Origin of the sequence: Microbacterium sp. BWR-S6Y (assembly GCF_041379845.1) — a bacterium.
GTDB classification, from domain to species: domain Bacteria; phylum Actinomycetota; class Actinomycetes; order Actinomycetales; family Microbacteriaceae; genus Microbacterium; species Microbacterium hydrothermale.
Window position 1 is genome coordinate 35675 of the sequence record NZ_JBFECV010000003.1, and the last position, 22671, is coordinate 58345.

Sequence of the window (22671 nt, forward strand, 5' to 3'; positions counted from 1 at the left end):
GGCGCAACGCAGGGTGGTACCGCGGTCCGAGAGGATCGTCCCGGCGAGGAGACCTCGACCCGCGGAGAGACATGACCTACCCTCGCCCCTCATCCTTCGGCCCGGCCGCCGACGCGCAGAGCGCCGCCGTCACAGCGACCGCATCCGTCGTCCCGAGCCCCCGCTTCCCGGCGATCGAGGACGACACGCTCGCCTTCTGGAAGGCCGACGACACCTTCCGCGCCTCCATCGCGAATCGCGAGGGCGCCGAGGAGTGGGTGTTCTACGACGGCCCGCCCTTCGCGAACGGCCTGCCGCACTACGGACACCTGCTCACCGGGTACGCGAAGGACGTCTTCCCGCGCTTCCAGACGATGCGCGGCAAGAAGGTCGACCGCGTCTTCGGCTGGGACACGCACGGCCTTCCCGCCGAGCTCGAGGCGATGAAGCAGCTCGGCATCACCGAGAAGGACGAGATCGAGCGCATGGGCGTCGCGACCTTCAACGCGAAGGCCCGCGAGTCGGTGCTCGAGTACACGCGCGAGTGGCAGGACTACGTCACCCGCCAGGCCCGCTGGGTCGACTTCGAGCGCGGCTACAAGACGCTCGACACGACGTACATGGAGAGCGTCCTGTGGGCGTTCAAGACGCTGCACGACAAGGGTCTCGCCTACGAGGGCTACCGCGTGCTGCCCTACTGCTGGCGCGACGAGACGCCGCTGTCGACGCACGAGCTGCGCATGGACGACGACGTCTACAAGATGCGCCAGGACCCCTCGGTCACGGTCACCTTCCCGCTCGTGGGCGCCAAGGCCGAGTCGCTCGGCCTCACCGGCGTCCGCGCCCTGGCCTGGACGACGACGCCGTGGACCCTGCCGACGAACCTCGCTCTCGCGGTGGGTCCCGGCATCCGGTACGCGGTGGTCGAGGGCGGCCCGAACGGCGCGGCCGACGTGCACACGACCCCCGACGGCACGCCCGACGAGGCGTTCGAGGCCGTCGCGCACCGCTACCTGCTGGCCGAGGACCTGCTTGCGAACTACGCCAAGGACCTCGGGTACGACAGCGCGGATGCCGCCCGCGAGGCCGTGCAGACGACGATCTCGGGCGCGGAGCTCGAGGGCGTCGCGTACGACCGGCTGTTCGACTACTACGCCGACGCCGACACGTGGGGCACGCAGAACGCGTGGAAGATCCTCGTGGACGACTACGTCACGGTCTCCGACGGCACCGGCATCGTGCACCAGGCCCCCGCCTACGGTGAGGACGACAAGCGCCTCGCGGATGCCGCGGGTCTGCCGACGATCATCTCGCTCGACGACAGCGGACGGTTCCTGTCGGCCGTGACCGACGTCGCGGGCGAGCTGTGGCTCGAGGCCAACCGTCCCCTCATCCGTCTGCTGAAGCAGGCCGGTCGCCTGCTGCGCGAGGCGTCGTACGAGCACTCGTACCCGCACTGCTGGCGCTGCCGAAACCCTCTCATCTACAAGGCCGTGTCGAGCTGGTTCGTGCGCGTGACCGACATCAAGGACGATCTGCTGGCGAACAACCAGCAGATCACCTGGGTGCCCGAGAACGTCAAGGAGGGCCAGTTCGGCAAGTGGCTCGAGGGGGCGCGCGACTGGTCGATCAGCCGCAACCGCTATTGGGGCTCGCCGATCCCGGTGTGGAAGAGCGACGACCCGAACTTCCCGCGCGTCGACGTGTACGGCTCGCTCGCCGAGATGGAGGCCGACTTCGGCCGCCTGCCGGTGAACGCCGACGGCGAGGTCGACCTGCACCGTCCCTACATCGACGACCTCACGCGTCCGAACCCCGACGACCCGACGGGGCAGTCCACGATGCGCCGCATCGAAGACGTGCTCGACGTGTGGTTCGACTCGGGCTCGATGCCGTTCGCGCAGGTGCACTACCCGTTCGAGAACCACGAGTGGTTCGACGAGCACGCCCCCGCCGACTTCATCGTCGAGTACATCGGGCAGACCCGCGGTTGGTTCTACGTCATGCACGTGCTCTCGACCGCGCTGTTCGACCGCCCCGCCTACACGGGCGTGTCGTGCCACGGCATCGTGCTCGGCAACGACGGACAGAAGATGTCGAAGTCGCTGCGCAACTACCCCGACGTGCGCGAGGTGTTCGACCGCGACGGCTCCGACGCGATGCGCTGGTTCCTCATGTCGTCGAGCGTCCTGCGGGGTGGCAACCTCGTCGTGACCGAGGAGGGCATCCGCTCGGGCGTGCGCGAGTTCCTGCTGCCGCTGTGGAACGCGTGGTACTTCTTCGCGACCTACAGCAACGCCTCGGGCCCCGAGGGCTACACCGCCGAGTGGCGCACCGACTCGACCGACGTGCTCGACCGGTACATCCTGGCGCTCACCGGCGACCTCGTCCGCGACGTGGCCGCCGACCTCGAAGGCCTCGACTCCACGACCGCGGCCGAGCGCCTGCGCGACTTCGCCGAGGTGCTGACCAACTGGTACATCCGCCGCTCGCGCGACCGCTTCTGGGTGGGCGTGACCGACGACCCGCGCAGCCGCGAGGCCTTCGACACGCTCTACACGGTGCTCGAGACGCTGACCCGCGTCGCCGCTCCGCTGCTGCCGCTGGTCACCGAGCGCGTGTGGCAGGGCCTGACGGGCGGGCGCAGCGTGCACCTGGCCGACTGGCCCGATGCCGCGGCGTTCCCCGCGGCGGAGGACATCCGCACGGCGATGGACACCGTCCGCGAGGTCTCGAGCGTCGCGAACGCCCTGCGCAAGCGCGAGGGCAAGCGCGTGCGCCTGCCCCTGCCGCGCCTGACGGTGGTGACCCCGGATGCCGCGGGCCTGGCGCAGTTCGACGACATCCTCCGCGAAGAGCTCAACGTCAAGGCGGTCGAGCAGGTCGCCCTCCGGGAGGGAACGGCCGCCGAGTACGGCATCACCCACCGCCTCTCGGTGAACGCCCGCGCCGCGGGTCCGCGCCTGGGCAAGCAGGTGCAGCAGGCCATCAAGGCCGCGCGCGAGGGCGACTGGAGCGAGGTCGACGGGAAGGTCGTCGCCGGCGGCATCCCGCTCGAGCCCGCCGAGTACGACCTGGTCGTCGAGACCGCGGGTCGTCCCGAGGGTGAGGCGTTGGCCGTGCTGTCGTCGGGCGGCTTCGTGCTGCTCGACACCGTCACCACCCCCGAGCTCGAGGCCGAGGGCCTGGCGCGCGACATGATCCGCGGCATCCAGGACACCCGCAAGGCCGCCGGCTTCGACGTGAGCGACCGGATCTTCCTCTCGCTCACGTTCGCCGACGACGCCGACGCGCAGGCCGTCGCCCAGGCGTTCGAGGTCGCCGGTGTGGCATCCGAGACCCTCGCCGAGGCCGTCGTGCTCGCCGGTCCCGGAGGACGACTGATCGAGAGCGGCCGGGCCCTCCCCGCCGAGCACGAGGCGCAGATCGCCGCCAAGACCTATGCGAACGCCGGTGCCGTCACGGTCGCCGTCGCGCGGATCGGAGCCCCCGCATGAGCGACCGCACCCGCGCCGACGCCGTCTACAGCGCGCTCCTCGAGCGGCAGGGGGAGCAGTGGGTGCAGCCGCGCGTCGAGCGCACCCGCCGCGTGCTCGAGCTGCTCGCCGACCCGCAGCGCACGTACCGCGTGATCCACGTCACCGGAACGAACGGCAAGACCTCGACCAGCCGCATGATCGAGAGCCTGCTGCGCGCGATGGGCCTGCGCACCGGCCTGTTCACCAGCCCGCACCTCGAGCGCTTCACCGAGCGCATCCTCATCGACGGGGAGCCCGTGGCGGATGCCGCGATCGCCGACGCGTGGGACGAGATCCAGCCGTTCGTCGACATGGTGGATGCCGAGCTCGCGGCATCCGGAGACGCCCCGCTGACCTTCTTCGAACTGCTCACGGTGCTCGCGTTCGTGGTCGCCGCCGACGCGCCGATCGACGTCCTCGTTCTCGAGGTCGGAATGGGCGGGGAGTGGGACTCGACGAACACCGCCGACGGCGACGTCGCGGTCTTCACGCCCATCGACATCGACCACGCCGACCGGCTGGGGTCGACGATCGCCGAGATCGCCACCGTCAAGGCGGGGATCATCAAGCCCGGGGCGGCCGTCGTCTCGGCGCCCCAGCCGCCCGAGGCGCTGCGCGCGATCCGCGCGCGTGCCGAGAAGGAAGGCGCGACCGTGGCCGTCGCCGGCGACGGCTTCGCCCTCGAGGGGCAGACCCTCGCCGTGGGCGGCCAGCAGCTCGACCTGCGGGGCATCGCCGGTTCGTACCGCGAGGTGTACCTTCCGCTCTATGGCGCGCACCAGGGCGCCAACGCGGCCCTCGCGGTCGCGGCCGTCGAGTCGCTCATCGGCGGGGGAGAGCAGGCGCTGAACGCCGACGTGGTCGCCGACGGCCTCGGCAACGCGACCTCCCCGGGGCGCCTGCAGCTCATCGGCACCGCGCCGACGGTCTTCGTCGACGCCGCGCACAACCCGCACGGCGCGTGCGCCCTCGTCGCCGCGCTGAAGGAGTCGTTCGACATCGACGAGTGGGGGGCCGTGGTCGGCATCCTCGAGGGCAAGGATGCCGCGGGCATCATGTCGACGCTCGCTCCGGCCGTCGCGCGGGTCTTCGCGACCGCCCCCGACAGCGACCGCGCGACCGACCCCGATGCGATCGCCGACGTCGCGGAGGCGGCCGACCTGCCCGTCACCGTGCACCCGACCCTCGAAGACGCCGCCGACGCCGCTCGCGCATGGGCCGCGGAGTCCGACCGCCGCGCGGTCGTGATCGCCGGGTCGGTCGTGCTGGCCGGGGAGGCCCTTCGTCTCGCCGCGCTCGAGGACTGGAAGGCCGGGTGGCAGGAGTGAGTCCGCGACAGCCCCGACCCCGCCGCCAGCGGGGGGCGCAGGAGTCGCTCGGCGCGGTCGTGCTCGGATTCGAGTCGATCATCGTCTTCCTTGGCGGCCTCGTGGTCTACGGCCTCAAGGTGCTCCCCTTCGGCATCGAACCCTGGTGGGGGATCGTCGGCGGCATCGTCCTCGCCGTCGCCATGGTCGCGGTGTCGGGCTTGCTGCGTCACCGCTGGGCGCTGTTCGCCGGATGGGGGCTGCAGGTGCTGCTGCTGCTCGGCGGTTTCCTCGTGCCGGCCCTCGCGGTCGTCGCGCTCATTTTCGGCGGCATGTGGGCGTATGCGACGATCAAGGGAGCGGCCCTCGATCGCGCGAACGCGCGGCGGGCCGCCGACCCCGACCTCTCGAACGGAGAATGACCCATGGCCACCGAAGAGACCCTCGTCCTGGTCAAGCCCGATGGCGTCGCCCGCGGCCTCACGGGCGCGATCCTCGCCCGCATCGAGGCGAAGGGCTACGCGCTCGTCGACATCCGCCTCGTCGAGCCCGACCGCGAGACCCTCGCCCAGCACTACGCCGAGCACGAGGGCAAGCCGTTCTACGAGCCGCTGCTCGAGTTCATGATGTCCGGTCCGTCCGTGGCGATCCGCCTCGCGGGCAACCGCGTGATCGAGGGCTTCCGCTCCCTCGCCGGCACCACCGACCCCACCACGGCCGCTCCCGGCACGATCCGCGGCGACTTCGGCCGCGACTGGGGCCTCAAGGTGCAGCAGAACCTCGTCCACGGCTCCGACAGCGTCGAATCCGCCGAGCGCGAGCTCGCGATCTGGTTCGCCTGATCCCGGATGCCGAGAAGGCCGCCGCCCCGAGAGGGGTGGCGGCCTTCGTCGTCGGTGTCGGCGGGTCGCGCCGTGGGCTGAGGGGCCCGTCCAGGGTGCGCGGGGTGCGCGCCCGGGCTCGTTCGCGGGTAACCTCAGCGATTCGCACCGGGTCAGTGGCATCCGGGGCTTCCGGGCTGAGGTTGCGCGGATCGCGGAGGATGCGCGGAACGCGGAGGATGCGCGCGGCGCGTGCCGGGCTCGCGCGCGCATAACCTCAGCGATTTGCACCGGGTCAGTCGCATCCGGGGTTTCCTGGCTGAGGTTGCGCGGAACGCGGAGGATGCGCGCGGCGCGTCCCGGGCTCGCGCGGGCATAACCTCAGGAATTCGCGCGGGGTCAGTGGCATCCGGGGCTTCCGGGCTGAGGTTGCGCGGAACGCGGAGGCTGCGCGCGGACAGCGCGCTCCAGCCGAAACGCCCGCGGTCAGGAACGCGCGACGTCACCGCGGGCGCGGCGGCCGGCGAGGATCCACGCGAGCGGACCCAGCACGGGCACGAGAAGGATCACGACGGCCCACACCGCAACGACCGCCGACGACAGATCACGGGCGCGACGCGACAGGCTGACGACCGCCCAGACCGCCAAACCGAGGGCCACCACGGCGAGGCCCGACCACACGAGGTCAGACGTGGCGGGAATCAGGGGGTTCGCAGCAATCATGTCCGCACCCTACCGCCCGTCCGCCACCCGCTGTGATGCGGATCAGAGCTGCGCGAGCACGTCCAGGCGCAGCTGAGCGAGCACGGCGACCACCACGTAGGCGAGGAAGGTGGCCAGTGGAACCCAGGGCATCAGGCGGTCGGCGACCTGCCGCACTCGCTCGCCCGGGATCACTCCCTCCCGCAGCACGTGCAGGGTCACGACGAAGAACGAGGGGATCACGACCGACCACGTGACCATGCACCACGGGCACAGCGTCGCGAGCACGAACAGGCTCTGCGCGATGAGCCAGATGACGAAGCCGATCGCGAACGCGAATCCGACCCAGAACAGGGCCCAGAACCAGCGCGCGAATCGCGCCCCCGCCAGAAGAGCCATGCCCACCACGATCGGCGCGATCCAGGCCGCGAGCCCGATGATCGGGTTGGGGAAGCCGAAGACGCTTCCCTGCGCCGACTGGAGGTTGGTCGAGCACTGCACGAGCACGCTGAAGTCGCACGACGCGGCGTCGCCCGGGTTGGCGAGCTGGTGGAAGCGTTCCATCGTGAGCGAGAACGCCGCCCACCAGCCGACCGCCCCGGCGAAGATCAGCCAGAGCGCGACGACGACCGGACGACGGGGGGCGGCGATTTCACTCATGGCGAGATTCTCCCACCGTCGCACTGTGGCCCCGCTCCAAACGGTCTCACTCGTGCGTGGCGAACACGCTGTGGTCGACCACCTCGCCCGTGAAGAGATCGAGGCCGGGCGGCGGTCCGCCGTGCTGTGCGGCGTACTGCTGCTCCCACGCGTGGACCGAGTTCGTGTAGGCCTTGTTGTTGTGCGCGTCGATCGGGCTCGCCGGTCCGGGCATGAGCACCCGGTGGACGTTCGAGGCGGTGTCGCCGAAGGCGTTGCCGTCGAGCGTCGGCACGACATCCGTCGCGTGCTGGAACGCGTAGACCGGGACATCAGGCGGTACATCGAAGGAGTCGACCGGCGAACCGTTTGTGACGACACCGACCGTGTTGTAGGGGAACGTCCGATCGGACGCCAGATTCGCCGCCATGATGCCCCCCTGGCTGAACCCGGTGAGGACGACGTCGCTCCCCGGGGGCACGCCCGCGTCGCTCATCGCCTCGAGGACCGCGCGCTCGTAAGCCGTGCGCAGAACCGGATTGTCCATCATGAGGGCCACGTTCGAATCCCGGTCGTTCAACGCACCCGCATCGGGGCCGAACTGCCAGTCCTGGGTGGACGGAAGCGAAACGACCCACCGCTCCGCCCCGTCGGGACCGACGATCTTCTTGATGTCGATGACCGTCCGATCCGCTCCGCCCATCATGTCCGTCGTGCCGTTGACCGAGACGAGGTCGGCGAGCGTGGACAGTCGTGTGACCTCCTGCGACCGCTTCCACGCCTCGAGTCGGTCACCCGTCAACGTGTCGGGGTCGAGCTCCTCGACGTCGGTCGATCTCTGCAGGAAGTTCTGGCCCGCCCCGCCGAGCACGAGGCCGGCGGCCACCCCGAGGGGACCGAACGGCACCCCCGCGAGAGCCCCCAGACTCGGGAGCATCTGCGCGACGATCTGCCGAAGCTCGTCGAGGCCCTCGGCGATGATCGGCAGGAGCCTGTCCAGGAGCGAACCGAGCGCGGCGAGGGCCTCGAGCAGATCGGTGACGAGGCGCCCGGTCGCCTCGATGAGGTCGTAGGCCCCGCGCGCGAAGTCTTCGACTCGGTCGGCGACCTCGAAGGGATTCAGGGTGAACGAGAACAGATCGTCGGCGAACCGCGCCAGCTGCACCAGAGCATCGCAGACGAAGGACCGGGTGGCATCCACGATGCGGGAGGCCAGGCGTAGTGCGGCCGCGGTGGCCGCCGTCCACTCCGCGGCGTCGAGGGCGACCTGGTGGAGGTCCTCGTGGCGCTCACGTAGCGCGCGCACCGTACGACCGTCGAGCTCGCCGAGTGAGGCGCGCGCACTGCGGACGGTGTCGGGGATGCCGATCAGCGAGCGAGAGGCGTCTTCCCACGCGGTCGCGACGGCCGCGGTCGCCGCGGGATCGCCGACCAGCTGATCGAACCACTCGCGCAGGGGCTGAACGTATTGCAGCACGACGCCCGCGATACCGGGGATCCGGGAGCAGGCGTCGCCTCCGGGACCGGTCGTGGGAAGTCCGTTCGCCCAGCTGCCTCCGGCCAGCTCCGAACTGATGACGGATGCCGCGGTCATCCGTCGCCCCTTCCGAAGACGTCCACGGCGTCCTGTTCGACCGTGCTGAACCGGTCGGTCGCATCGTCCACCCCGTCCGCCACACGATCCGCCAGATCCTGCGCCGAAGCGAGCAGCTCGCGCGCACGACCCGCCACGGCGTTCGCGACGGGGACGACCAGGCCGCGACTCAGCAGACCGAACGCATCCTGGGGCAGATCGGCGCGCACGCCGTCGCTCGCTGCCGCGAACGCGCCCGCTGCCTCCCGGGCCATCGACGCCTGCTTCTTCAGCACGCCGCCGTCGACCTCGATGTGCTGGTTCGCCGCCGTCATCGTGCTGCGCCCTCCGCGATCGTCCTCGCTTCGTCCATCGTGATGCTCGTTCCGTCGTAGCCCGGAGCCGCGCCGAGACTCGTGAGCGCCGTTGCAACGTCGACCCGCGCGTCTTCGGCGTCTCGGAAGGCCATGTCGAGGTACTTCATGCTCGGGTCGCGCCCGTCCAGCACGATCCCGATCACGCTCCGAACGAATTCCGGCGACGCCTGCGTCGTCTCGCCCTCGGGCAGGGAGACGGTGCCCCCCACGGTCAGCGTCTCGGTGAATCCGTCGAGGCTGACGTCGGCGTAGGCACCCGTGATCCCGAGGTCGGCCGCCTCGAGCGCGGCCGGGATCTCCGTCTTGTACGAATCGTCGGCGAGCGGCGATTGACTGCAGCCCGCGAAGAGACTCGCGACGACCGCCAGCCCGACCACCGCGACCGCGCGCAGGGAGCCCCTCACGCCGTCGCCCCCAGACCGCGAGCACCGGCGAGATCGGCGTCGCTGTAGGAGGTCGCAAGATCCTCCAGCGCCCCGCACATCCGCGCGAGCAGTGCCGTGCGGCTGGCGGCACTCTCCCCGAACTGCGCCTGCGCGAGCGCGTAGGCCTGCTGCGCCTCACCGCTCCACCGGGTGCTGAGCGTGGCGGCCTCGCGCGTCAGCGTCTCGACGAACCCGTCGATCCGCGCACCCGCGTCACGGATGCTCTGCGCGGTGGTCGCGAGCCGCGCCGGCGTGACCTCGAGATGGTCGATCATGCGTCCAGCCTTCCCGTCGTCGGACCGGCGTATTGGTCGTCGATGCGTCGGCGTGTCGCGGCGACGAGTTCCGAGGACCCGCCGAGGCTCTCCGCCATCCGTCGGAGCGCGGCATCCGCCGCGTCACGCTGCGCCTCGCGAACCGTCTCGGTGAGCAGGCGCGACAGGGTGGCGGCATCGAGATCCATCGCGCTCGCGGAGACGTCGATCCGCTCCACACGCCCGCCGGCGGTGGCGGACACACGTACTTCACCACCGACCGAGCTGCGCGTGGCGGCGGCCGTGCGCACGTCGGCCGCCATGCGGGACGCGTCGTGCGCGAGCGTTCTCGCCTGCGCCGTCTGAGCCTGCACGCGTGCGCGTGCCTGCTCCAGAGCGAGCAGCGAGTCTTCGGACAAGTTCATGGGTGCCCCCTTCGCCGGAACTCCGACGATACCCATGCCTCCTCCGAACGGGGGAGCGTGTCGGCCGACGTCGTCGCGAGCGTTCACAGCCGTTCGTGCGATAATGAAGGCTGATGTGACCGCGGCCGCGCCGCAGGAACATCACCCAGAAGACTTCGGGCGATGACCGCCCTTCGCAGCCTGAGCCGCAGGCCGGCTGCAGACCGAGTGAGTTCGCGGCCCCGCCGGGTGCGGCGCCGCATGAGATTTCGTCGGACGACGCGCGGTGTCGTCCGCCAGGGAGTACCCCGACATGGCCGATGTGACAGACGAGCAGAACACCGCCGACGAGACGCAGGTCTCTCCCGACACCGCCGCGTCGGCCACGGAGGGCGGCGTGGTCGACGAAGAGCCGGCGGCGGTGCAGGATGCCGCTCACGCGGCATCCGACGACACCGAGGTTCCCGCGGTGCTCGACGTGACCGACATCCCGTCGCCCGACGACGCTACCGCTGCGCCGTCCGGCGTCGCGCAGGAGCCGACCGGCGCGGAGGCGGCGGGGGAGCCGTCCGGGTCCGACGGCGCAGCCGAGCCCGAGGCTCCCGCCGAGCCCGAGGCTCCCGCCGAGCCCCAGGCTCCCGTCCAGCCCGAGGCTCCCGCCGAGCCCGAGGCTCCAGCCGAGCCCGAAACCCCCGCCGAGCCCGAAACCCCCGCCGAGCCCGAGAAGCCCGCGCGCCCCACGGCCGTCTCGCTCGGCCTGCTGCCCGAGAACTTCGTGTCTGCCGTGTCGACGGCCCTGCACTTCTATGCGCCGGAGCTGCCCCCGCTGCCCGCCCGCGAGGAGTCGTGGGACCGCGACGACCGCGACGACGACGGTCCGCACGAGCGCGGCTCCGCCAACGCGCGCCGTCGCAACCGTCGCCGCGGGGGAGCGAACGCCGGCCCCGCCGATGACAGCACCGAGGTCTCCGCCCCGGCCCCCGTCCGCCAGCGCGCGGTCGAGGTGATCACCGAGCCGCAGCGCATCAAGGGCTCCACGCGCCTCGAGGCCAAGAAGCAGCGTCGCCGCGACGGTCGCGAGGCCGGCCGTCGCCGCCCCGTCGTGACCGAGGCGGAGTTCCTCGCGCGCCGCGAGGCCGTCGATCGCGTCATGGTCGTGCGCTCCAAGGCCGGTCGCATCCAGATCGCCGTCCTCGAAGACAACGTGCTCGTCGAGCACTACGTGGCTCGCAATCAGGACGCGTCGCTGATCGGCAACGTCTACCTCGGTCGTGTCCAGAACGTGCTGCCCAGCATGGAGGCCGCCTTCGTCGACATCGGTCGCGGCCGCAACGCGGTGCTCTACTCGGGCGAGGTCGACTGGGACGGCGTCGAGACCAACAACCAGCCGCGTCGCATCGAGCTCGCCCTCAAGTCGGGCGACCGCGTGCTCGTGCAGGTCACGAAAGACCCCGTGGGCCACAAGGGCGCCCGCCTGACGAGCCAGATCTCGCTCCCGGGCCGCTACCTCGTCTACGTGCCGAACGGCACGATGAACGGCATCTCCCGCAAGCTGCCCGACACCGAGCGTGCGCGCCTGAAGAAGATCCTCAAAGAGGTGCTGCCCGAGTCGTCGGGCGTGATCGTGCGCACCGCGGCGGAAGGCGCCACTGAGGAGCAGCTGACCCTCGACGTGCAGCGCCTCACCTCGCAGTGGGAGCACGTGTCGAGCCAGGTCAAGACCATCCAGGCCCCGGCCCTGCTGCACTCCGAGCCCGACCTGCTGGTCAAGATCGTCCGCGACGTCTTCAACGAGGACTTCACGCGCATGCTCATCCAGGGCGACGAGGCGCTGCAGACCATCTCGTCGTACCTGAAGGGCGTCGCCCCCGACCTGCTCGAGCGCGTCGAGAAGTACGAGGGCGAGCAGGACCCCTTCGACGCCTTCCGCGTCACGGAGCAGATCGAGAAGGCGCTCGACCGCAAGGTCTGGCTGCCCTCCGGCGGCTCGCTGGTCATCGACCGTACCGAGGCCATGACCGTCGTCGACGTCAACACCGGCAAGTTCGTCGGGTCGGGCGGAAACCTCGAAGAGACCGTCACCAAGAACAACCTCGAGGCGGCCGAAGAGATCGTGCGGCAGCTGCGCCTGCGCGACATCGGCGGCATCATCGTCGTCGACTTCATCGACATGGTGCTCGAGTCCAACCGCGACCTCGTCCTGCGACGCCTCATCGAGTGCCTGAGCCGCGACCGCACGAAGCACCAGGTCGCCGAGGTCACCTCGCTCGGTCTCGTGCAGATGACGCGCAAGAAGCTCGGCCTCGGCCTGCTCGAGACCTTCAGCGAGGCGTGCGAGGTGTGCGCCGGCCGCGGCGTCATCGTCCACCACGACCCCGTCGTGCGCCACCGCGCGTCCGGTTCCTCGTCGGGCAACGGCGGCAACGGCAACGCCAACGGGAACGGCAACGGCGGCTCCAACCGCCGCGGGCGGGGCGGCAACGGCGGCTCCCCGAACGGCAACGGAAACGGCAACGGCGGCTCCCACGGCGGCGCGAACGGCTCCGCGCAGAACGGCGGCGCGTCCGCGGCCGCCGCGGGCGGCACGCACGTGATCACCGAGGGTGTGAAGTCCGCGCTCGCACAGATCGCGGCATCCACCGTCAAGCCGACCCTCGACGACCCCGCCGTCGTCGAGGCGGCTGTCGTCGCCTCCGTCGAGGCCGTCCTCGAGGCCAAGGCCGAGAGCGAGGCGCCGGCCGCGCCCGCCCGCGAGAAGCGCCCCCGCAAGAAGCGCGAGCCCAAGGCCCCGCGCACCGAGAAGGACGCCCTCCTCGAGTCGGTGCTCGAGGCTCTCCCCGAGCCCAAGGCCCCCGGTCAGGGGCGCTCGCGTCGTCGGGTGACCACCGCCGCCCTCACCGGCACGCCGGTCAACGCGCAGCCCACCCAGGAGTCCTGAACCCGCCGTCCGTGAGGGGTCGCACCCCGTCGCCGGACCTCGTTCCGGCGGCAGCGTGCGGCCCCTCGCGCACGTCGGAGGGGCGGATGCCGCGCTCGCGCGCGTCCGCGTCCGACTCGATCTCCCGCGGGGTCGGTGTCAGCGTCCCGCGTCGCGGCGCTCGCGCGCGGTGATGCGCAGCCCGGAGGCGCGCAGACGCCGGACGAGCTCTCTGCCGCCCACGTGCTCCGCGCCCGCGGCGACGAGGTCGGCGTGCCGCTCGTCGGGGACGTCGTAGTGATCGAGGTCGAAGGCGCGGCGGGGGATCCCCGCAGCCTCGGCGAACGCGTGCAGTTCGGCCAGATCGCTGTCGCTCACCAGATGCGCCCACAGCCGTCCGTGCGCGGGCCACTGCGGGTCGTCGATGAGGATCGCCATCCCGCGATCCTACGGGCGACACGCGGGGCGGATGCTTTTGCCGGATGCCTCCGGGTGAGCTAAACTCGACCCTTGGTGCGTCGCGTCCGCTCTCGTCGGAGCGTGACCCCGCTGACTTTCGTCGGCCGGATCGCACCGAGACTTGGGTCGTCAGACCCTCCCGACGTCATCAGACAACCGGAGCCGTGCGCTCCCGAACGAAAACAGGTGTGAAGTGGTTTACGCAGTTGTGCGCGCCGGCGGCCGCCAGGAGAAGGTCCAGGTCGGCACGGTCGTCGTGCTCGACCGCCAGAAGGCGAAGGTCGGCGAGAGCATCCAGCTGCCCGCCGTCCTGTTCGTCGACGGTGACGCGGTCACGACCGACGCCGACAAGCTCGCGAAGGTCTCGGTCACGGCCGAGGTGCTCGGCGAGGAGCGCGGTCCGAAGATCGTGATCCAGAAGTTCAAGAACAAGACCGGCTACAAGAAGCGCCAGGGCCACCGTCAGGACCTCACGCGCGTCAAGATCACCGGCATCAAGTAAGAGCCAGGAGACGCAGAGATGGCACACAAAAAGGGCGCAAGCTCCACCCGCAACGGTCGTGACTCCAACGCACAGCGCCTCGGCGTGAAGCGCTTCGGCGGCCAGGCCGTCAACGCCGGCGAGATCCTCGTCCGCCAGCGCGGCACGCACTTCCACCCCGGCGCCAACGTCGGCCGTGGTGGCGACGACACGCTGTTCGCTCTGGCCGCCGGTGCGGTCGAGTTCGGCAACAAGGGCGGCCGCAAGGTCGTCAACATCGTCGCCGCTGCGGAGTAATCCTCAGCGCTCCGGCGCTTCCGAGGGGGTGGGCACTGCCCGCCCCCTCGTCTTTTTTCCCGTGCAGGGGCGACCCGAACCCGCCTGCACCGACGGCATCCCCGTCTCCGCCGCGTCGGCCCCGCCGCCGCCCACCCGGAAGGACCCGCCATGGTCACCTTCGTCGACCGCGTGACCCTGCACCTGCGTGCGGGCAAGGGCGGCAACGGCTGCGTCTCGGTGCGCCGTGAGAAGTTCAAGCCGCTGGCCGGTCCCGACGGCGGCAACGGGGGCAGCGGCGGCGACGTCGTACTCGTCGCCGACCCGCAGGTGACCACCCTGCTGTCGTACCACCACTCGCCGCACCGCTCCGCCGGCAACGGCGGATTCGGCATGGGCGACCACCGCTCCGGCGCCCTCGGCGAAGACCAGGAACTGCCGGTCCCGCTCGGCACCGTCGTGAAAGACCCCGACGGCAACGTCCTGGTCGACATGCTCACCCCGGGAATGCGCTTCGTCGCCGCCCCGGGAGGCCTCGGCGGTCTCGGCAACGCGGCGCTGGCGTCTCCCAAGCGCAAGGCCCCGGGCTTCGCGCTGCTCGGCACCCCGGGCTGGGAGGGCGACGTCGTCCTCGAGCTCAAGACCGTCGCCGACGTGGCGCTGGTCGGCTTCCCCTCCGCGGGCAAGTCGAGCCTCATCGCCGCGGTGTCGGCGGCACGTCCGAAGATCGCCGACTACCCCTTCACCACCCTCCACCCCAACCTGGGCGTGGTGCAGGCGGGCGATGCGCGCTACACGATCGCCGATGTGCCGGGCCTCATCGAGGGGGCCAGCGAAGGCAAGGGCCTGGGCCTGGAGTTCCTCCGTCACGTCGAGCGCTGCACGGCCCTCGTCCACGTGCTCGACTGCGCCACCCTCGACCCGGGTCGTGACCCGCTGAGCGACCTCGACATCATCCTCGCCGAGCTGGCCGCCTACCCCGTGCCGGAGGGGCAGCTCCCGCTGCTCGAGCGGCCCCAGATCGTCGTGCTCAACAAGATCGACGTCCCCGAGGCGCACGAGCTCGCCGACTTCGTCCGCCCCGACATCGAGGCCCGCGGTTTCCGCGTCTTCGAGATCTCCACGGTCAGCCGTGCGGGCCTGCGCGAACTCACCTTCGCCCTCGGCGACATCGTCGAGCAGCACCGCCGCGCCACGGTCGATGCCGCTCCGGCGGAGCGCGTCGTCATCCGCCCCAAGGGCGCTGAGAAGGACTTCGAGATCAAGGTCGAGGGCGGCACGTACGGCCCCGTCTACCGGATCCTCGGCGAGAAGCCAGTCAAGTGGGTGCAGCAGACCGACTTCCAGAACGAAGAGGCCGTGGGCTACCTCGCCGACCGCCTCGCGCGCCTCGGCGTGGAGGACGGGCTGTTCCGCGCCGGTGCGGTCGCGGGCGCGACCGTGGTGATCGGCCCCGGCGACGGCATCGTCTTCGACTGGGAGCCCACCCTCACCTCGGCGGCCGAGCTCATGACGGCCCCGCGCGGTACCGACCCGCGCCTCGTGCAGAACAACCGCCGCACGTCGTCCGAGCGTCGTGAGCAGTATCACGAGCGCATGGATGCCAAGGCCGACGCCCGCGCCGAACTCGAGGCCGAGCGCCGCGCGGCGCGGGCCGCGGGGATCTCGCCCGACGGCGACTCGTCCGCGCTGACGTTCGAGGACGAGGAGCGATGACCGCGACGACGCGCGCCGACATCCCCGGCGCCGCCCGCGTCGTGGTGAAGGTCGGTTCGTCGTCGATCAGCGGAGACGGTGCGCACCGCATCGACACGATCGTCGAGGCCCTGTCGCGCGCCCACGGTGCGGGCACCGAGGTCGTGCTCGTGTCGTCGGGCGCCATCGCCACCGCCCTCCCGCTGCTCGATCTCGGCGGGCGTCCGAACGACCTGGCGACGCAGCAGGCCGCGGCCGCGGTCGGGCAGAACGTCCTCATGTGGCGCTACCAGACCTCCCTCGACCGCTTCGGCCTCCTCGCCGGACAGGTGCTGCTGACCGCCGGCGACCTCGAGAACGCCACGCACCGTTCCAACGCCCGCCGGGCCATGGAGCGGCTCCTCGGTCTCGGCATCCTCCCCATCGTCAACGAGAACGACACCGTCGCGACCCACGAGATCCGCTTCGGCGACAACGACCGGCTGGCCGCGCTGGTGGCCCAGCTGATCGGCGCCGACGCGCTCGTGCTGCTCAGCGACATCGAGACCCTCTTCACCCGGCCGCCGAGCGAGCCCGGCGCGCGCCCGATCACCGATGTCGCGTGGGGCGACGACCTGTCCGACTTCGAGTTCGGCGCGGGCGTCGTCAACGGCGTCGGCACCGGGGGAGCGGCCACCAAGGCCTCCGCAGCCAAGCTCGCGTCGACCGCGGGAGTGGGGGTCCTCGTGACCAGCGCCGACCTCGTGGCATCCGCTCTCGACGGCGACGCCGTCGGCACCTGGTTCGCCCCGAATCCCGACCCCGTCACCCTCGCCACGGGCCCCGTGGGCGCCGTGGGTGCGCCGGTACACTGAGCGCATGACCGTGATCGCCGCCTCCGTCGACGAGCGCCTGCGTCTGGCCAAAGACGCGGCGCGCGAGATCGCCCTGCTCGACGGGCCGCGCAAGAGCGCCGTGCTGAACGCGGTGGCCGACGGCCTCGTCGCCGCCACCGCCGACATCGTCGCGGCCAACGCCGACGATCTGGAGCGGGGACGAGCGGATGCCATCGGCGAGGCCCTCCTCGACCGACTGCGCCTCGACGACGCCCGGGTCGCCGCCCTGGCCGCCGCGGTGCGCGCCGTCGCGGAGCTGCCGGATCCGGTCGGCCGGATCCTCGACGAGCGCACGCTGCCCAACGGCCTCGCGCTGCAGAAAGTCGCGGTGCCGTTCGGCGTCGTCGGCTCGATCTACGAAGCGCGTCCCAATGTGACCGTCGACATCGCCTCGCTGGCCCTCCGCTCCGGCAACGCCGTCGTGCTGCGGGGCGGTTCGGCCGCGCAGAGCAGCAACGCCACGCTCGTGCGCGTCATGCGCGAGGCTCTGAGCGCTCAGGGCGTCACGCCCGAGGCGATTCAAAGCGTCGACGACTTCGGCCGCGACGGGGCGCGTGCCCTCATGAACGCCCGGGGGCTGGTCGACGTGCTCGTGCCGCGGGGGAGCGCTTCGCTCATCGAGACCGTGGTGACCGAGTCGACCGTCCCCGTGATCGAGACCGGGGCCGGAGTCGTGCACGTCTTCCTCGACGCCACCGCCCGAGACGACTGGGCGCGGGACATCGTGCTCAACGCCAAGGCGCAGCGGCCGAGCGTGTGCAACGCCGTCGAGACGGTCCTCGTGCACCGCGCCGCCGCCGATCGCCTGCTGCCCGAGCTGCTGGCATCCCTGTCCGACGCGGGCGTCACGGTGCACGGCGATGAGGCGACCCGGGCTCGCGACGACCGCGTGGTGGCGGCCACCGACGACGACTGGGCACGCGAGTACGGCACTCTCGACCTCGCGGTGCGGGTGGTCGACGACCTCGACGAGGCGCTCGCGCATATCCGCCGGTACTCCACGCAGCACACCGAGGCGATCGTCACGGCCGACCAGACCGCCGCCGACCGCTTCCTGGCCGAGGTCGATTCGGCCGTCGTGCTGGTCAACGCCTCGACGCGTTTCACCGACGGGGGCGAGTTCGGCTTCGGCGCCGAGGTCGGCATCTCGACCCAGAAACTCCACGCCCGTGGCCCCATGGGGCTCGCCGAACTGACGAGCACCAAGTGGCTCGGGCGCGGCGGCGGCCAGGTCCGCGCCTGACCGCCTAAAATGGCAAGGCGCATCGCGATGCGCGCACACTTCGAACGGAGCACTGATGACTTTCGTGTCACTTCTCGCCCAGGCCGCTGAAGAGGGCGCCCACCACGGGGGCAACGTCCAGGCCTCGACCTTCTGGTACGGCGTGGTGGCCTTCGTCGTCTTCGTCGCGCTGAGCCTGGTCACCCTGTCCTACCGCAACGTGTCCAACCGTCACGCGCACAAGGCCGAGGCCTACACGCAGAAGCACGGCACGCCCACGCCCGAGGCACACGGCCACTGAGGGCCACCGTATGTCGGTGACGCGCGCCCCTCGTATCGGGGTCATGGGTGGGACGTTCGATCCCATCCATCACGGTCACCTCGTCGCGGCCAGTGAGGTCGCCCAATCGTTCGATCTCGACGAGGTCGTCTTCGTGCCGACGGGTCGCCCGTGGCAGAAGGACGACGTCACCGAGAGCGAGCACCGCTACCTCATGACGGTGATCGCGACGGCATCCAACCCCCAGTTCACGGTGAGCCGCGTCGACATCGACCGCGCGGGGCCCACCTACACGATCGACACCCTGCGCGACCTGCAGGAGCAGCGTCCGGGCGCGGAGCTCTTCTTCATCACGGGAGCCGATGCCGTCGCGCAGATCCTCAGCTGGCGCAACCATCAGGATCTGTGGGACCTGGCGCACTTCGTAGCCGTCTCGCGCCCCGGCCACGTGCTCACCACGGAGGGACTGCCCTCCGAGAACGTGAGCCAGCTGGAGATCCCGGCCCTGTCGATCTCGTCCACAGACTGCCGCGCCCGCGTGCGCCGAGGGCACCCCGTGTGGTACCTCGTGCCCGACGGTGTCGTGCAGTACATCGCCAAGCATCACCTCTACCGGAGCAAGGCATGAGCACTTCCGAGAATCCCGAGACGCCCGCCCTGACCCGTCGTCAGCTGCGCGAGCTGCGTCAGACCGGCGCGACCCCGATCATCCCGCCGCAGCCCGAGGGCGAGCAGGCCCCGGATGCCGCGGACTCCGCGCCCGCGGACGTGATCGATGCGGTTCCCGCCGGCGCGACCGAAGCCCCCGCGACCGAAGCCCCCGCGCACGAAGCCCCCGCGCCCGAGGAACGTCACGACGACGGCGTCGTCGCCGAGGAGTCGGAGAACCGCGACGAGAGGGAGATCCGCGACGAGACCGGTGACGCCGCCCCGGCCCCCGCGGTGAGCGGTGACATCCCTGCTCCCGCTCCGGTCTCGGAGGCGACGGCGCCCGCTCTGCGTCCCGCCACCTTCGATTCGGCGTTCAGCGACGCGGGTGCCGAGTTCGGCGTGTCCGGCCTCACACGTCGTCAGGTGCGCGCACAGGAGAAGATCCGCACGGCGGCCGTTCCCATCATCAGCCCCGATCTCGAGCCGGCTCAGCCGCGGCAGAGCCCGCTGCCGACGCCCGCGGCCGCCGAGGGACCCGTCCCCGCGATCTTCCGTCCCGCCGTCGCCGACACCGACGAGAACGCCGTCGCCTCGACCGATGAGGTTCCCGCGCCGTCGGTGGTCAACCCGGCGCTCGGCTCCGATCTGCTCGACGGACAGACGCCGGATGTCACCCTCCCGGCCTCGTTCGATCAGCTGATCGCCCGCAACACCGGCGCGACCGGAGCGGTGTCGACGCCGAACGCCCTGATCCTCTCGCAGACCCCCGCGGGCGTCCCGCTCGTGGGCCCGATCAACGGCACCGGAGAGATCATGATCACCGGCACCTTCGAGCTCCCCGAGGGTCTCGGATCGGTCGGTCACGCACCCGGCACCACCGACGGCCGCGACGCCGACGCGGTGCTCCTCGACGGCGAGCTCCCGCCCGCCTCGTCCCCCACGCCGATCGCAGCCAGCGCCGCGATCAGCACCGTCAAGCAACCGGGCGAGATCATCCGCCCCCCGGCGCCCGAGAAGGGGAGCAAGCTCCTCGTCGGCCTCATCATCACGACCGGCGCGCTCGCGCTGGCGGTGGCCGTCACCCTCGTGCTCGCCTTCACGACAGGAGTCTTCCGATGACAGCCACCGACAACGGTCGCGAGATGGCGCAGATCGCCGCCCTCGCCGCCGACTCCAAGAGCGGCGACGACATCGTCGCCCTCGACGTGTCCGAGCCCCTTCCGCTCGTCGACGTCTTCCTCCTCGTCACCGGTCGCAACGAGCGCAACGTCGCCGCGATCGCCGACGAGGTCGAGGAGAAGCTCCTCGAGGCCGGACACAAGCGTCTGCGCCGCGAGGGACGCCAGGAGTCGCGCTGGGTGCTCCTGGACTTCGGCGACCTCGTCGTGCACGTCTTCCACGAGGAGGAGCGCGTCTACTACGGCCTCGAGCGCCTCTGGAAGGACTGCCCCGTCATCCCGGTCGAGCTGCCGACCCCGGCCAACGCGGCCGAGTAACGGCCCCTCGACAAACGCCCTCTGCCCGCCGGCAGGGGGCGTTCTGGTTGGCGTACGCGCGGTGCGGCGGGGAGGACTCGCGCGTGCGCGCGGGAGAGCGACATGTCCGTCCTGAACGGTGGAGGACGGCCGGCCGCAACGGCGGAAGGGGGGAGGACGAATGCCGCCGCTCGCTGCTGCCCACGGATGCAACGAGAAAGCCCCCGCCGAAGCGGGGGCTTTCTCTCTGGGTGGGCCTCCGTAGAGAGTTTGAGAACCCCTGCCCACACCTCAAGACCTTGTCTTTGCGCAGGTCACGGGGCTTCTACAACCACGACCAGCGCTCCTCTGAGCCTACCGTTACCGATTCCAGGGGGCGAGTGGTGCGATCACTTGGGATGACTCAAACCCTCCTTCGCCCGGAGCAGGTCGACGATCTGGTGGCGCAGTACCGCGAGGGCGCAACGCTCGTGGAACTGGCATCCGTGTTCGGCGTGAACCGCCGCACAGTCGCCACCCACCTCACCCGGCGGGAGGTGACGATCCGCCGTGGACGGTTCGATCCCTCCCGCATCCACGAAGCAGCCGACCTCTACCTCAGCGGGTTGACGCTGGTAGAGGTCGGCGTGAAGGTTGGGGCGGGGCCTCAGGCTGTCCGGCGAGCGCTCGCTTCGCACGGCGTCGTGATTCGGCCTGGCGGGCGCTGTGGTTCTCGCATCACGGCATCCACTGCCGTGAGCGGTTGAGCCTAGACACGGAGGGCTGGCTCACGCAGGCTCGCCTCGCCGCGCGAGTCGTGGCGCTGGTGACGACGGACCGCGGCCTCGCGCAGGCGCGCACGGATGAGCAGAGCGACGCTCACGGGTCCCATGATGATGAACTTGAGCGCGTTCCAGCATGCCCACAGCACGATGAGGTGGAGCCAGCCTGGGCCGCCGTCGGCTGCCGAGCCAGAGCAGATGCTGGCGATCAGGATGTACGGAAGCGCGACCAGCATCGCTGGTATCCCCCACTTGAGTCCGCGCCGGGTGCGGATGACAGCGAGCAGTCGGTTGCTCGGCATGTAGCGGTGCAGGTAGTCGCGGGTGCGAACGCTGAGCGTCCAGATAAGGCGGAACATGACGGACCTCTCGTCACACGTGTTACTCCGTCGAGGAGGCAGAACGTGTATGAGTGCCCGAAGGCCGTCCCGGAGGACCCGCAATATGAGGAGAACCTGCCTCGCCATCCACTGTACGCCGGGGTCCGCGTTCATGGAACCCTCGGGCTCCCGGCGTCGCCGCGCGCACCTCTCTATACGAGTGAGAGGACCCGACGTGACGACGACCCTGAGCCAGGTAGTCCAGGACGAACGCACGGCGCGGATGGCGCTGTCGATACTCGTCGAACCGGACGATGCCGTGACCGGTCGCCTCCTGGGCGAGCTCGGCGCGCTTGAGCTGTTTCGGCTCGCCGAGGGTGAAGACTCGGTGCCGGGGCTCAGTACCGTTGACGCTCAAGTGTGGCGTGCCCAGTTCCGGCGCTCAGACACTCGGACACTTGAACAGAACCTCGTCGGAGCCGAGCGCGCCGGTATCGCCGCGCTGATTCCCGGCGACAAAGAATGGCCTTCCGCGCTCGACGATCTTGGCGACCGGCGGCCGTACGTCCTCTGGACTCGTGGCACGACATCGTTTCTCGCGCGACCGCTCAACGATCTCGTCACGATCACCGGCGCGAGGGCCTCGACCTCCTACGGCGAGCATGTGGCCGGACAGCTTGCCTCCGACCTCACCAGCGCTGAGCGGATCATCGTGGCCGGCGGTGCGTACGGCATCGAAGGTGCTGCTCATCGAGCGGCCCTCGCGTCAGGCGGCGACACGATCGCGGTCGTGGCGAACGGCGTTGATCGCCCCTACCCGATGGGGCACCGTGAACTGCTTGAGCGGGTGGCTGACCTCGGCCTCCTGGTCAGTGAGGTTCCGCCGGGCGCGGTGCCGACGCGCCATCGCTTCATTGCTCGGACGCGGCTGATGGCCGCGCTCTCCGCAGCGACCGTCGTTGTCGAGGCTGGCGTTCGCTCTGGATCGATGACCGTCGCCCGGCGTGCGCACGAACTCGGCCGCACCGTCGGAGCTGTTCCCGGTCCGGTGACCAGCGCAGCGAGCGCCGGGCCGCACCAACTCCTGCGAGATAGCGCGTCACTGGTGACGGATGCCGCGGACCTGCTCTCTCCACGCGGACGTGACGGCGCAAGCGCGATCCGGGCATCTGCGGCTTCCCGCGGTTCAGGGCGGCCGTCAACAGCCACGAAGTCGATGAGCACCCGCGCCCTGTAGCTGCCTGCGAGCCGCTTCTACGA

The 22671-nt window shown here is 70.8% G+C and carries 25 protein-coding genes; 16 read left to right on the forward strand and 9 right to left on the reverse strand.

What is annotated here, in order from left to right:
* Positions 1-71: 71 nt before the first annotated feature.
* Genes ileS through ndk form a run of 4 tightly spaced genes read left to right on the forward strand, consistent with a single transcriptional unit; the run spans position 72 to position 5646 of the window.
* Complete coding sequence (gene ileS / locus AB1K56_RS07200) at positions 72-3476, forward strand: isoleucine--tRNA ligase (protein ID WP_371205100.1); 3405 nt, start codon at positions 72-74, stop codon at positions 3474-3476.
* Entirely contained in the window at positions 3473-4825 is a 1353-nt protein-coding gene (locus AB1K56_RS07205) for a folylpolyglutamate synthase/dihydrofolate synthase family protein (protein ID WP_371205101.1), read from the forward strand. The genes ileS and AB1K56_RS07205 overlap by 4 nt, the downstream gene beginning before the upstream one ends.
* Complete coding sequence (locus tag AB1K56_RS07210; RefSeq protein ID WP_371205102.1) at positions 4813-5226, forward strand: DUF4233 domain-containing protein; 414 nt, start codon at positions 4813-4815, stop codon at positions 5224-5226. Before AB1K56_RS07205 ends, AB1K56_RS07210 begins: the two co-directional genes overlap by 13 nt.
* Before the next feature lie 3 nt (positions 5227-5229).
* Complete coding sequence (ndk, locus tag AB1K56_RS07215; protein WP_013586434.1) at positions 5230-5646, forward strand: nucleoside-diphosphate kinase; 417 nt, start codon at positions 5230-5232, stop codon at positions 5644-5646.
* A 465-nt stretch (positions 5647-6111) separates the two neighbouring features.
* Here ndk and AB1K56_RS07220 read toward each other — a convergent pair whose 3' ends face one another.
* Genes AB1K56_RS07220 through AB1K56_RS07250 form a run of 7 tightly spaced genes read right to left on the reverse strand, consistent with a single transcriptional unit; the run spans position 6112 to position 10020 of the window.
* Complete coding sequence (locus AB1K56_RS07220) at positions 6112-6348, reverse strand: PLDc N-terminal domain-containing protein (RefSeq protein ID WP_371205103.1); 237 nt, start codon at positions 6346-6348, stop codon at positions 6112-6114.
* 42 nt (positions 6349-6390) lie between these two features.
* Positions 6391-6987: a vitamin K epoxide reductase family protein gene (locus AB1K56_RS07225; protein ID WP_371205104.1), complete on the reverse strand. Its 597-nt coding sequence runs from the start codon at positions 6985-6987 to the stop codon at positions 6391-6393.
* Positions 6988-7033: 46 nt separating this feature from the next.
* Entirely contained in the window at positions 7034-8560 is a 1527-nt protein-coding gene (locus AB1K56_RS07230; RefSeq protein ID WP_371205105.1) for a hypothetical protein, read from the reverse strand.
* Complete coding sequence (locus AB1K56_RS07235; RefSeq protein ID WP_371205106.1) at positions 8557-8874, reverse strand: hypothetical protein; 318 nt, start codon at positions 8872-8874, stop codon at positions 8557-8559. The genes AB1K56_RS07230 and AB1K56_RS07235 overlap by 4 nt, the downstream gene beginning before the upstream one ends.
* Complete coding sequence (locus AB1K56_RS07240) at positions 8871-9320, reverse strand: hypothetical protein (protein ID WP_371205107.1); 450 nt, start codon at positions 9318-9320, stop codon at positions 8871-8873. The genes AB1K56_RS07235 and AB1K56_RS07240 overlap by 4 nt, the downstream gene beginning before the upstream one ends.
* Positions 9317-9616 carry a WXG100 family type VII secretion target gene (locus AB1K56_RS07245; RefSeq protein ID WP_371205108.1) on the reverse strand — a complete coding sequence of 100 codons (300 nt, stop codon included), beginning with the start codon at positions 9614-9616 and terminating at the stop codon, positions 9317-9319. Before AB1K56_RS07245 ends, AB1K56_RS07240 begins: the two co-directional genes overlap by 4 nt.
* Positions 9613-10020, reverse strand: coding sequence for a YbaB/EbfC family nucleoid-associated protein (locus AB1K56_RS07250; protein ID WP_371205109.1), 408 nt, complete (start codon positions 10018-10020; stop codon positions 9613-9615). Before AB1K56_RS07250 ends, AB1K56_RS07245 begins: the two co-directional genes overlap by 4 nt.
* A gap of 292 nt (positions 10021-10312) precedes the next feature.
* Here AB1K56_RS07250 and AB1K56_RS07255 point away from each other — a divergent pair, with 292 nt between their 5' ends.
* Positions 10313-12937: an Rne/Rng family ribonuclease gene (locus AB1K56_RS07255; RefSeq protein WP_371205110.1), complete on the forward strand. Its 2625-nt coding sequence runs from the start codon at positions 10313-10315 to the stop codon at positions 12935-12937.
* Between the two features lie 138 nt (positions 12938-13075).
* Here the strand turns inward: AB1K56_RS07255 and AB1K56_RS07260 are convergent, their stop codons facing one another.
* Positions 13076-13354 (reverse strand): DUF4031 domain-containing protein, encoded by a 279-nt coding sequence (locus AB1K56_RS07260; RefSeq protein ID WP_136585532.1) that lies wholly within the window; start codon positions 13352-13354, stop codon positions 13076-13078.
* Positions 13355-13568: 214 nt separating this feature from the next.
* On the opposite strand from AB1K56_RS07260, the gene rplU reads away from it, so the two are divergent.
* The 10 genes from rplU to AB1K56_RS07310 all read left to right on the forward strand — a co-directional run bounded on the left by rplU (position 13569) and on the right by AB1K56_RS07310 (position 21076).
* The gene (gene rplU / locus AB1K56_RS07265; protein WP_076675829.1) at positions 13569-13877 is read left to right on the forward strand and encodes a 50S ribosomal protein L21; all 309 of its coding nucleotides are present in this window, start codon (positions 13569-13571) and stop codon (positions 13875-13877) included.
* An 18-nt stretch (positions 13878-13895) separates the two neighbouring features.
* The gene (gene rpmA / locus AB1K56_RS07270) at positions 13896-14153 is read left to right on the forward strand and encodes a 50S ribosomal protein L27 (RefSeq protein WP_058596273.1); all 258 of its coding nucleotides are present in this window, start codon (positions 13896-13898) and stop codon (positions 14151-14153) included.
* Between the two features lie 150 nt (positions 14154-14303).
* The gene (obgE, locus tag AB1K56_RS07275) at positions 14304-15848 is read left to right on the forward strand and encodes a GTPase ObgE (RefSeq protein WP_371205111.1); all 1545 of its coding nucleotides are present in this window, start codon (positions 14304-14306) and stop codon (positions 15846-15848) included.
* On the forward strand, positions 15845-16681 hold the full coding sequence (gene proB, locus AB1K56_RS07280) for a glutamate 5-kinase (protein ID WP_136585534.1): 837 nt from the start codon (positions 15845-15847) through the stop codon (positions 16679-16681). The genes obgE and proB overlap by 4 nt, the downstream gene beginning before the upstream one ends.
* Positions 16682-16685: 4 nt before the next feature.
* Positions 16686-17945: a glutamate-5-semialdehyde dehydrogenase gene (locus AB1K56_RS07285; protein ID WP_371205112.1), complete on the forward strand. Its 1260-nt coding sequence runs from the start codon at positions 16686-16688 to the stop codon at positions 17943-17945.
* 55 nt (positions 17946-18000) lie between these two features.
* Positions 18001-18225 (forward strand): hypothetical protein, encoded by a 225-nt coding sequence (locus AB1K56_RS07290; RefSeq protein ID WP_076675817.1) that lies wholly within the window; start codon positions 18001-18003, stop codon positions 18223-18225.
* Positions 18226-18235: 10 nt separating this feature from the next.
* The gene (gene nadD, locus AB1K56_RS07295; RefSeq protein ID WP_371205113.1) at positions 18236-18832 is read left to right on the forward strand and encodes a nicotinate-nucleotide adenylyltransferase; all 597 of its coding nucleotides are present in this window, start codon (positions 18236-18238) and stop codon (positions 18830-18832) included.
* On the forward strand, positions 18829-19974 hold the full coding sequence (locus AB1K56_RS07300; protein ID WP_371205114.1) for a hypothetical protein: 1146 nt from the start codon (positions 18829-18831) through the stop codon (positions 19972-19974). Before nadD ends, AB1K56_RS07300 begins: the two co-directional genes overlap by 4 nt.
* A complete protein-coding gene (rsfS, locus tag AB1K56_RS07305) occupies positions 19971-20351 on the forward strand; it encodes a ribosome silencing factor (protein ID WP_371205115.1) in 381 nt (126 codons plus the stop codon). Before AB1K56_RS07300 ends, rsfS begins: the two co-directional genes overlap by 4 nt.
* Positions 20352-20728: 377 nt before the next feature.
* Complete coding sequence (locus AB1K56_RS07310; RefSeq protein WP_371205116.1) at positions 20729-21076, forward strand: hypothetical protein; 348 nt, start codon at positions 20729-20731, stop codon at positions 21074-21076.
* A 2-nt stretch (positions 21077-21078) separates the two neighbouring features.
* Here the strand turns inward: AB1K56_RS07310 and AB1K56_RS07315 are convergent, their stop codons facing one another.
* The gene (locus tag AB1K56_RS07315; protein ID WP_371205117.1) at positions 21079-21450 is read right to left on the reverse strand and encodes a sulfate permease; all 372 of its coding nucleotides are present in this window, start codon (positions 21448-21450) and stop codon (positions 21079-21081) included.
* Positions 21451-21646: 196 nt separating this feature from the next.
* Here AB1K56_RS07315 and dprA point away from each other — a divergent pair, with 196 nt between their 5' ends.
* The gene (gene dprA, locus AB1K56_RS07320) at positions 21647-22648 is read left to right on the forward strand and encodes a DNA-processing protein DprA (RefSeq protein WP_371205118.1); all 1002 of its coding nucleotides are present in this window, start codon (positions 21647-21649) and stop codon (positions 22646-22648) included.
* Positions 22649-22671 lie beyond the last annotated feature (23 nt).